Genomic DNA, 9030 nt, shown 5'->3' with positions numbered 1-9030 from the left:
CGACCGCGTGAACTGTCGCTGTGCGCGTGAGAACGCGCCCGTGAGGGCGCGCGTGCGGGCGCGCGCACGGGACGGGAGGCGCGGGGCAGGGCCGCACCGCGCCTCCCGTCCGCCGTGTGTCAGGACGGGACGACGACGTCCTCGGGCAGGCCGGAGGCCGCGGAGCGACCGGCCGCCTCCATGAGCGCCAGGCTCCGCAGGTTGTCCCGCCCGCTCGTCGCCGGGGCCGGCCCGCCCTCGACGGAGCGCGCGAACGCCTGCAGGCCGCCCTGCCGGTCGGTGTGCGGCATCGTCGGCAGTTCGACCGTCTCGGCGTCGTCGTCCTGCGTCCGGCGGACGGTCACCCGGTCGCCGGCCACCGCGTTCGGCTCCCCGGAACGGCTGGTGAACCAGACCTCGCCGTCCTCGCCCTGGATGCTCCACTCGCCCGCCCACGCCGTGCGGGGTGCGCGCGAGAGCCAGCTGCCGCGGTAGCTCACCACGAGCCCGTCGTCGAGCTCGATGATCATCGACGCGACGGCCTCGTCCTGGTACTTGCTGTACGACGGGTAGGACGACTTCGCGAACACCCGGACGGCCTCCTGACCGGTGATCATCCGGAGGAGGTCGAAGTGGTGGATCGCCATGTCGTTGATCATCGCGTGCGGGAACCGGTAGTGCGGGTGCTCCTCGAAGGCGAGGTCGTTGTCCCACTGCCGGAAGTCGATCGAGATGGCCGAGAGCTCCCCGACCGTCCCCGCGGCGAGCAGGTCCGTGACCACCCGGGGTGCCGGGTACCAGCGGTAGTTCTGGCTGACCTGCAGCACCAGCCCGAGTTCCTCGGCACGACGGACCGCGGTGACGGCCTCGTCGGTGGAGTTCGCGAACGGCTTCTCGACGAGGACATGCTTGCCGGCCTCGAGCGCCTCGAGCGCGAGCGGCACGTGCGTGACGGCGGGGGCCGTGATGACGACGGCGTCGGCCTCGACCCCGGCGAGAGCCTCGGTGAGGGACGCGAACGCCGCCGATGCCGGCAGCCCGAGGTCCGTCCGGACGGCGTCGAGCGTCGCCGGGACCGGGTCGACGATCCCGACCACCTCCACTTCGGTGACCTCTGGGATGGCGGTGCGGGCCCAGTTGCCGCCCCACCCTCCGAGACCGACGTGGATGATCCGGACCGTCATGCGTGCACTCCTTCGTGACTGGGGCGCCACGACTCCCGCGGCGCGTGCGTCCAGTCTGTCAGGGTGCGACGTCAGTGCGTGAACGCGTAGGCGATGAGCGCCATCGTGACGATGAAGCCGGCCAGGTAGTTGATCCAGAGGAAGCGCTTCCACCCGGCGTTCGCGGACTCGGCCCCGTCGTCGGTGACGTTCCACCACGGCAGCACGTTCAGCGCGTACGGGATGACGACGACCGCGGCGATCGGCCCCGGGAACGCCGAGAACAGCAGGGCGACGCCGGCGACGAGGTACGCAACGAACGCCAGGCGCACGGTGGCCCGGGCGCCGATGACGGTCGCGACCGAGCCGATCCCGCCCGCGCGGTCGGCGAGCACGTCCTGCACCGCACCGAACGCGTGCGACGCGACACCCCACAGGAAGAACGCCACGCACACGGCGACGAGCTGCCCCGTCCAGTGCGGGCCGGCGAGCGCCAGGCCGTAGATCGCCGGCGACACGAAGTGGGTCGACGAGGTCAGCGAGTCGAGGAACGGCTTCTCCTTGAAGCGCAGCCCCGGGGCGGAGTAGGCGATGACCGCGAACACGCTGATCGCGAGGACGAGCCACGACCACGGCCCGTTGCCGGACACGGCGCCGAGCACGACGAGCGCGACGAGGAAGGGCACGTTCGTGACGACGACCGCCCAGAGCGTGGTGCGGTGCACGCTCTTGTCGAGCAGGGCGCCCTCGACCCCGCCCTTGCGCGGGTTGCGCAGGTCGGACTCGTAGTCGAAGACGTCGTTGATGCCGTACATCGCGAGGTTGTAGGGCACGAGGAAGTACACGACCCCGACGAGGAACGCGACGAGCGAGAACCCGCCGCCGCCCTCGACGCCGACCCCGCTGCCGAGCAGGTAGGCGGCGCCGAACGGGTACGCGGTGTTCACCCAGCTGATCGGGCGCGACGACACGAACAGCGCGCGCACGGTCGAGGGCCGGGAGGCGGTGCTGGCGTTCATCGGGTCGGTTCTTCTTCCTGGGATGGCCGGGTGGGGCGGGCGAACAGGACCCACAGGCTCGGCAGCAGCACGATCGCCGCGATCGAGTACGCGAGGTCCTCGATCGGGATCGCGCCGAGCTTGACGCCGCTGATGAGCGCCGGGTCGTACGCGACGATGCGCAGCGTGACGATGACGTTGTCGAAGACGATCGTCATCACGAGCAGGGCGATGCCGGCGGCCAGCCCCGTGACGAGGGCGATCCGCCGTCCGGTCGCGGACCGTCGGCCGGCGGCACGGGCCCGTCGTGCGGCGACGATCCCGGCGACGACGGCGACCACCGCCACCGCCGCGAAGAACGGGAGCGCGAGCAGCGCGTACGCAGCAGACCCGGTCACGAGCCGCCCCGCTCGGACCGCCGGAGGCCCCGGGCGACCAGCGGCTGCACGAAGCCCACCAGGTTCATCGTCGTGTAGCAGAGCAGCAGCAGGAAGAAGAGCTCCTCGAGCGGGACCTCGGGGGCGAGGAGTACCCCGGTCAGCAGGTTCTGCGGCCCGATGAAGAAGATGCCGAGCGCGACCCCGAGGACGTCCCACAGCATGAAGAACGCGACGCCCACCACCATCACGGCGGCCGCACGCCACGGCGACCGCCAGAAGAACAGGTGCAGGCGGGCGTCGAGGACCGTCATGCCCACGAGCGACACGAGCAGCCCGGCGAGGTACAGCCCGGGCATCAGCCGGGGGTGCCGGGCCGCGGCAGCGGTACCGGGAGCGGTTCGGTGGTGGTGTCGCCGTGGATGCGCTTGAGGAGCACCTCGGCGCTGATGAGGCACATCGGGAGCCCGATGCCCGGGATCGTCGAGGCGCCGGCGTAGTAGAGCCCGTCGACCTTGGTGGACGCGTTCTTCTCGCGGAAGAAGGCGCTCTGCTTCAGGGTGTGCGCCGGGCCGAGCATCGAGCCGTTCCAGGCGTTGAGGTCGTCCGCGAAGTCGCGCGGTCCGATGGTGCGCCGGACCCGGATGCGGTCCCGCAGGTCCGGCACCCCGGCACGCTCCGCGACGACGTCGATGGCGCGGTCCGCGATCTGCTCGACCTGGAAGTCGCCGGCGCCGTCGATCCCGCCCTTGCCGATGGACAGGTCGGCGGGCAGCGGCACCAGGATGAAGAGGTTGCTCGAACCCCGCGGTGCGACGGACGGGTCGGTCTCGGACGGTGCGCAGACGTAGATCGACGCCGGGTCCGGCACGTGCCGGTCCTTGCCGAAGATGGCGCCGAAGTTCGCCTTCCAGTCCTCCGTGAAGACCAGGGTGTGGTGCAGGAGCCCCGGGGTCGGGCCGTCGATGCCGAGGTACACCAGGACCGCACTCGGCCCCGGGTCGCGCGTCTTCCAGTGCTCGGCGCCGTGGGTGCGGTGCTCGCGGTCGAGCAGCTGCATCTCGGTGTGCTGCAGGTCGGCGGCGCTCACCACGAGGTCGGCGGGGGCGGTGTGCTGCACGCCGTCCCGGTCGCGGTGCACGACACCGGTGGCGACGCCGTCCTCGACGACGATCCGCTCCACCTTCGCACCGGCGATGATCTTCGCGCCCTCGGCACGGGCGACCCGCTCGACGGCAGCGATGACCTCGGTGATCCCGCCCTTCGGGTAGAGCACCCCGTCGGCGAGGTCGAGGTGGCTCATCAGGTGGTACATGCTCGGCGCGGCGTACGGGCTGGTGCCGAGGAACACCGCCGGGTACCCGAGGATCTGCCAGAGGCGACGGTCCTTGACCGCCGTGCTCGCGAACGCCGACAGCGGCTGCAGCAGCAGGCGTGCGAGCTTCGGCAGGCGCCGGAGGACGTCGGGTGCCGCGAGCTTCGTGAGGTCCTGGAACGTCGTGTACAGGAAGCGGCGGACGGCCATCGCGTAGGTGTCCTCGGCCGACGCGAGGTACTTCCGCATCCGCTTGCCCGCACCGGGCTCGACGGACTCGAACAGCGCGATGTTCGCCTCGGCGTCGGCGCGCAGGTCGATCGGTTCGTCGTTGCCCTCGCTGTACACGCGGTACCCGGGGTCGAGCTTCACCAGGTCGAGTTCGGCGTCGGCCGAGGTGCCGAGCAGCTGGAAGAAGTGGTCGAACACCTCGGGCATGAGGTACCACGACGGCCCGGTGTCGAACCGGAAGCCGTCACGCTCCCACGATCCGGCTCGGCCGCCGAGCTGCCCGCGCTGCTCGAGCACGGTCACCGAGAAGCCGTCCCGCGCGAGGAGCGCCGCGGACGCGAGCCCGCTGATCCCGCCGCCGATGACGACGGCGCGACGCGCGGGGACCTTGCGCGTGGTCGTGGAGCCGGCCTGTGCCGGCCCGGAGGCGCGGGGCGGGGTCACGCCGTGCCTCCCGTCCGGTGGTGGGTCGAGCGCGACCGCAGCGGCGCACGTCCGGCGAGCACCTGCGCGGCGAGGCGTGCCTTCACCGGGTTCGGCACGCGGACCCGGGTCGTGACCAGGCGGTCGGCCGGCGTCGCGGCGATGCGGTCGTTGAGTTCCTGGAACAGCGCGTGGGCGAGTCCGACGGCGTTCCGCGCGTCGGCCGGCAGCAGCCGGACGGTGCGGGCGGCCCGGTCGAGGTCGGCCTGGACGTCGTCGACCAGTCGCCACTTGGTGGTCTCGTCGAAGCTCCGGATGTCGACCCCGGGGAAGTAGGAGCGACCGAGCACCTCGAAGTCGGCGTGCAGGTCGCGCAGGAAGTTCACCTTCTGGAACGCCGCGCCGAGGGCCCGCGCGCCGTCCACGAGCACCGAGTCGTCGAAGGTCGGCGTGCCGGCACGGTGCACGAACGCACGGAGGCACATCAGCCCGACGACCTCGGCCGATCCGTAGACGTAGCGGTCGAAGGACTCCTGGTCGTGCTCGGTGCGCTCGAGGTCCATCCGCATCGAGGCGAAGAACGGACGCGTCAGCTCCGGACCGAACCCCGTGACCCGGGCGGTCCGCGCGAAGGCGTGCACCACCGGGTTGACGGAGAAGCCCATCGCGATCGCCCGCTCGGTGTCGGCCTCGAGCTCGTCGAGGACGGTCCGGGCGAGCGCGTGGTCCAGCCCGGCCTCGGTCGCGGGGCCGTCGACGACCTCGTCGGCGACCCGGACGAGGGCGTAGACGTTGCGGATGTGCTCGCGGGTGTCCTTCGTGAGCAGCCGGCTGGCGAGTCCGAAGGACGTCGAGTACCGGTCGATCACGACCCCGGAGGCGGCCTCGGCCGTGGCGTCGTACAGCGGGAGCCGGGTCGTGGGACGCGGCTCCGTTCGGCTGTGGGTCACCGGGCGCGCTCCACGAGTTCGGTCACGAGGGCCTCCAGGCGGTCGGCGAGTTCGTACGGCAGTCCGGCGAGCTCGGCACGGGCGAGTGCGGTGTGCTCGGCGATCCGCGATTCGGCGGCGGCCCGGGCACCGCAGGTGACAAGGGTCGCACGGAGTTCGGCCGCGCGTTCCTCGCTGAGGTGCGGATCGCCGAGGTACGGCGCGATGTCCGGCCAGCAGTCGGTGGTCGCGGCGTACGCGATGAGCATGGTGCGCTTGCCTTCGCGGAGGTCGCCGAGGACGGTCTTGCCGGTCGTGCCCTCGTCGCCGAACACCCCGAGGAGGTCGTCGACGATCTGGTAGGCGATGCCGATCTCGCGGCCGAACGCACCGAGTGCCTGCACGACGGGCTCCGGTGCCCCCGCGAGGACCGCGCCGGATTGCAGGGGCGCCTCGAACGAGTAGACGCTCGTCTTCGCACGCTCCATCCGGAGGACCTCGTCCACCGTCGGCATCACGCCGAGCGCGAGGTCGACGTCGGTCATCTCACCGGCGGCGCTGGCGAACACGGCTTCGTCGAGGAGTTCGAGCAGCCGGGCGCGTCGGTCGCCCGTGACGCCGGCGGACTCGATGAACCGGGGCGCACCGGCGAGCGCGAGGTCACCGGCGATCACGGCGGCGCTCATGCCGCGGTGCTCGGCGGTGGGCAGCGGCAGACCACCCGTCGTGCCGGTGTCGCGGAAGGACCCGGCGACGTTCGGCTGCCCGCGGCGCGACCAGTCGCGGTCGATGACGTCGTCGTGCACGACGAGCGCCGTGTGCAGCAGCTCGTAGGCGGCCCCGACGTGCGCGGCCGCGTGCAGGTCGTCACCCCCGAGGCCGGTGTACGCGGTGAGCACCATGCGCGGTCGGAAGCGCTTGCCGCCCATGCTCGCCTTGCGGAGCACCCGCCAGAGTTCTTCCGACGGGCGTCCGTACCGCTCGGCGCGGGCCGACGACACGGCGAAGAAGCGCTCGAGGCAGTCGTCGACGAGCGCGAGGTCGATGTGCGCCACGGTGGCCGCTTCCTCGCTCATTGGCCTAACCTATCCAAGCTGATGACGACTTTTCCTGAATCCGTGGTCCTGCTGGCCGATGACCGTGTCCCGATCGGCACGGCCGACAAGTTCACGGTCCACACCGACCACACGCCCCTCCACCTGGCCTTCTCCTGCCACGTCCGGAACACCGACGGCGACGTCCTCGTGACCCGTCGTGCGCTGACGAAGAAGACGTGGCCCGGCGTGTGGACGAACACGTTCTGCGGCCATCCGGGACCGGACGAGTCGTTCGAGGACGCGATCGCCCGGCGGGCATCGCGTGAACTCGGGATCACCGTCCGCGACGTCGAGCTCGTGCTGCCCGACTTCCGGTACCGCGCGGTGGACGCGTCGGGCATCGTCGAGAACGAGGTCTGCCCGGTGTTCCGTGCGGTCACGGACGACGTCCCGGCCCCGGCCGACGACGAGGTCGCCGAGTACGCCTGGGTCTCCGAGGCGGCGCTCCGCGAGTCGGTGGCCGGTGCGCCCTTCGCGTGGAGCCCGTGGCTCGGCTGGCAGCTCACCGAGCTCGCCACCCAGGGCCTGCACATCACCCGCTGACGGATCCGCCGAGCGGGCAGCGGCCACCACACCGCGTCGTCGACAATGGTCGGTATGACGACGACGGAACGCGATGTCGCGCGACCGGTGCTCGAGGCACTCCGTGACGACCCCGTGATCGCGAGCATCAAGGACGCGTCCGCCCTGCAGGAGGTCCTCGCGTCCGACCGGGGCGTCGTCTTCGTGCTCTACGGCAGCGTGCTCGACGTCGCGGACATCGTGGCCCGGGCGAAGGACGCCGGCAAGACCGTGTTCGTGGACGTCGACCTGCTCGACGGGTTCGCGGCGCGCGAGGTCGTGGTCACCTGGATCGCCGAGCACACCCGTGCGGACGGCGTGCTCTCGACGAAGTCGAACCTGGTCCGCGCCGCCAAGCGTGCCGGACTCGTGGCCGTGCAGCGGTTCTTCCTCGTCGACTCGTTCTCGTACCACCAGCTCCCCCGCGTGGTCGAGCAGGCCGGGCCGGACGCGATCGAGATCCTCCCCGGGTGCATGCCGCGCGTGATCACCTGGCTGCGCCAGGACACGGACGTGCCGATCATCGCCGGCGGCCTGGTGTGCGACAAGGCCGACGTGGTGGCCGCGCTCGGTGCCGGAGCGGTCGCGGTGGCGTCGTCCGACCGCGACGTCTGGGGCATGTGAGCGTTCGTTCACTTGGCTCGGTCGGGCCAGCGGAGTAGGGTCGGACGTCGGCCACGGGTGTGGCCGCGAGGCCGCCGTCCGCGGCCGACGGACCAGGAGAAGGGCAGGTGAGGCGCGATGTCGGGTGACCATCCTCGATCGGGCCAGCAGATCGTGCCCCGGCTCCGGTCCCGGACGATCTGCGCGCCCGTTCGCTGAACCACGCCTGCTCCCCGGTGCCCCGGGGAATCGCGCCTGCCTGCTCCCGAGAGGAGCACGCACATGGCACTGATCGACAACGCGGTGTACGTCGCGGGACGACGCGTCGAGTCCCCGTCGACCCTGTCGCTCGCCACGCGGGGTGACCTCGCGTGGATCGGGCTCTTCCGACCCGACGACGCCGAGCTCGAGGCCGTCGCGGTCGAGTTCGACCTGCACGAGAACGCGGTGGAGGACGCCCGCAAGGGCCACCAGCGCGCCAAGCTCGAGCGCTACGGCGACACGCTCTTCCTCGTGCTGCGCCCGGCGTGGTTCGACACCCGGGCCGAGACCGTCGAGTTCGGCGAGGTGCACCTGTTCGTCGGCGACCGGTTCGTCGTGAGCGTCCGGCACGCCGAGCGGCCCGACCTGGCGGCGCTCCGTGCCCGTGTGGAGGCCGACCCGGAGTTCCTCGCACGGGGCTCCGAGGCCGTCACCGCCGCCGTGCTCGACGAGGTCGTCGACGGGTACGCCCCCGTGGTCGAGATCCTGCAGGACCACATCGACGCCATCGAGGACCAGCTGTTCGCCGGCCAGGTCGACCCCGGCGTCTCGAAGCGGATCTACCAGCTCCTCAGCGAGGTCCTGGCGTTCCAGCGCGCCACGAAGCCGGTACCGGCGATGGTGAAGGGCCTGCTCCGCGGGGCGGACAAGTACGGCGTCGACGACGAGGTCCCGCACCGGCTGCGCAACGTGCTCGACCACGCGTTCCGGGTGACCGAGCGGGTGGACTCGTTCCGGGCGCTGCTCGAGAACGCCCTGACGCTGCACTCGACCCTGGTGTCCCAGGAGCAGAACGAGGCCATGCGCCGGATGACGAGCGCCAGCCTCGCGCAGGGCGAGGAGAGCCGACAGCTCGCGCGGGCCGCGCACCGCCAGGGCGAGGAGGTCAAGAAGATCTCCTCGTGGGCCGCGATCCTCTTCGCTCCCGGACTCATCGCGGGGGTCTACGGCATGAACTTCGACCACATGCCCGAGTTGCACTGGCGCTACGGGTACCCGGTCGCGATCCTCGGCATGCTCGCGCTGATGGGCGTGCTCTGGGCGATCTTCCGCAAGCGCAACTGGCTGTAGTCGCGGGGCGGTGGGACGGGAG

General features: G+C 71.5%; 10 protein-coding genes. 3 read left to right on the top strand and 7 right to left on the bottom strand.

Translation table 11 applies throughout. The features are described 5' to 3' along the window. Positions 1-119: 119 nt before the first annotated feature. From I5E_RS15170 to I5E_RS15140, 7 genes are all read right to left on the bottom strand, one after another. A complete protein-coding gene (locus I5E_RS15170; RefSeq protein WP_022907727.1) occupies positions 120-1163 on the bottom strand; it encodes a Gfo/Idh/MocA family protein in 1044 nt (347 codons plus the stop codon). A 71-nt stretch (positions 1164-1234) separates the two neighbouring features. Beyond that, positions 1235-2161: a prenyltransferase gene (locus tag I5E_RS15165; RefSeq protein ID WP_031262891.1), complete on the bottom strand. Its 927-nt coding sequence runs from the start codon at positions 2159-2161 to the stop codon at positions 1235-1237. Next, the gene (locus I5E_RS15160; protein WP_042723941.1) at positions 2158-2538 is read right to left on the bottom strand and encodes a lycopene cyclase domain-containing protein; all 381 of its coding nucleotides are present in this window, start codon (positions 2536-2538) and stop codon (positions 2158-2160) included. Before I5E_RS15160 ends, I5E_RS15165 begins: the two co-directional genes overlap by 4 nt. Further along, a complete protein-coding gene (locus I5E_RS15155; protein ID WP_022907726.1) occupies positions 2535-2876 on the bottom strand; it encodes a lycopene cyclase domain-containing protein in 342 nt (113 codons plus the stop codon). The genes I5E_RS15160 and I5E_RS15155 overlap by 4 nt, the downstream gene beginning before the upstream one ends. After that, entirely contained in the window at positions 2876-4507 is a 1632-nt protein-coding gene (crtI, locus tag I5E_RS15150; protein WP_083857999.1) for a phytoene desaturase family protein, read from the bottom strand. The genes I5E_RS15155 and crtI overlap by 1 nt, the downstream gene beginning before the upstream one ends. Further along, on the bottom strand, positions 4504-5436 hold the full coding sequence (locus tag I5E_RS15145) for a phytoene/squalene synthase family protein (RefSeq protein WP_031262887.1): 933 nt from the start codon (positions 5434-5436) through the stop codon (positions 4504-4506). The genes crtI and I5E_RS15145 overlap by 4 nt, the downstream gene beginning before the upstream one ends. After that, positions 5433-6491 (bottom strand): polyprenyl synthetase family protein, encoded by a 1059-nt coding sequence (locus I5E_RS15140; RefSeq protein ID WP_022907725.1) that lies wholly within the window; start codon positions 6489-6491, stop codon positions 5433-5435. Before I5E_RS15140 ends, I5E_RS15145 begins: the two co-directional genes overlap by 4 nt. 21 nt (positions 6492-6512) lie before the next feature. Between I5E_RS15140 and idi the strand changes: the two genes are divergently transcribed. From idi to I5E_RS15125, 3 genes are all read left to right on the top strand, one after another. Next, complete coding sequence (gene idi, locus I5E_RS15135; RefSeq protein ID WP_031262885.1) at positions 6513-7055, top strand: isopentenyl-diphosphate Delta-isomerase; 543 nt, start codon at positions 6513-6515, stop codon at positions 7053-7055. Between the two features lie 54 nt (positions 7056-7109). Further along, positions 7110-7697, top strand: coding sequence for a glycerol-3-phosphate responsive antiterminator (locus I5E_RS15130; RefSeq protein ID WP_022907723.1), 588 nt, complete (start codon positions 7110-7112; stop codon positions 7695-7697). A gap of 261 nt (positions 7698-7958) precedes the next feature. Then, positions 7959-9008, top strand: coding sequence for a magnesium and cobalt transport protein CorA (locus I5E_RS15125; RefSeq protein ID WP_022907722.1), 1050 nt, complete (start codon positions 7959-7961; stop codon positions 9006-9008). The last annotated feature ends 22 nt before the right edge of the window (positions 9009-9030 follow it).

The organism is Curtobacterium sp. B18, assembly GCF_000333375.1.
In the GTDB taxonomy this organism is placed as follows: domain Bacteria; phylum Actinomycetota; class Actinomycetes; order Actinomycetales; family Microbacteriaceae; genus Curtobacterium.
The sequence above is the reverse complement of the archived record's forward strand: the minus strand, read 5'-3'. Positions and strand labels throughout refer to the sequence as shown.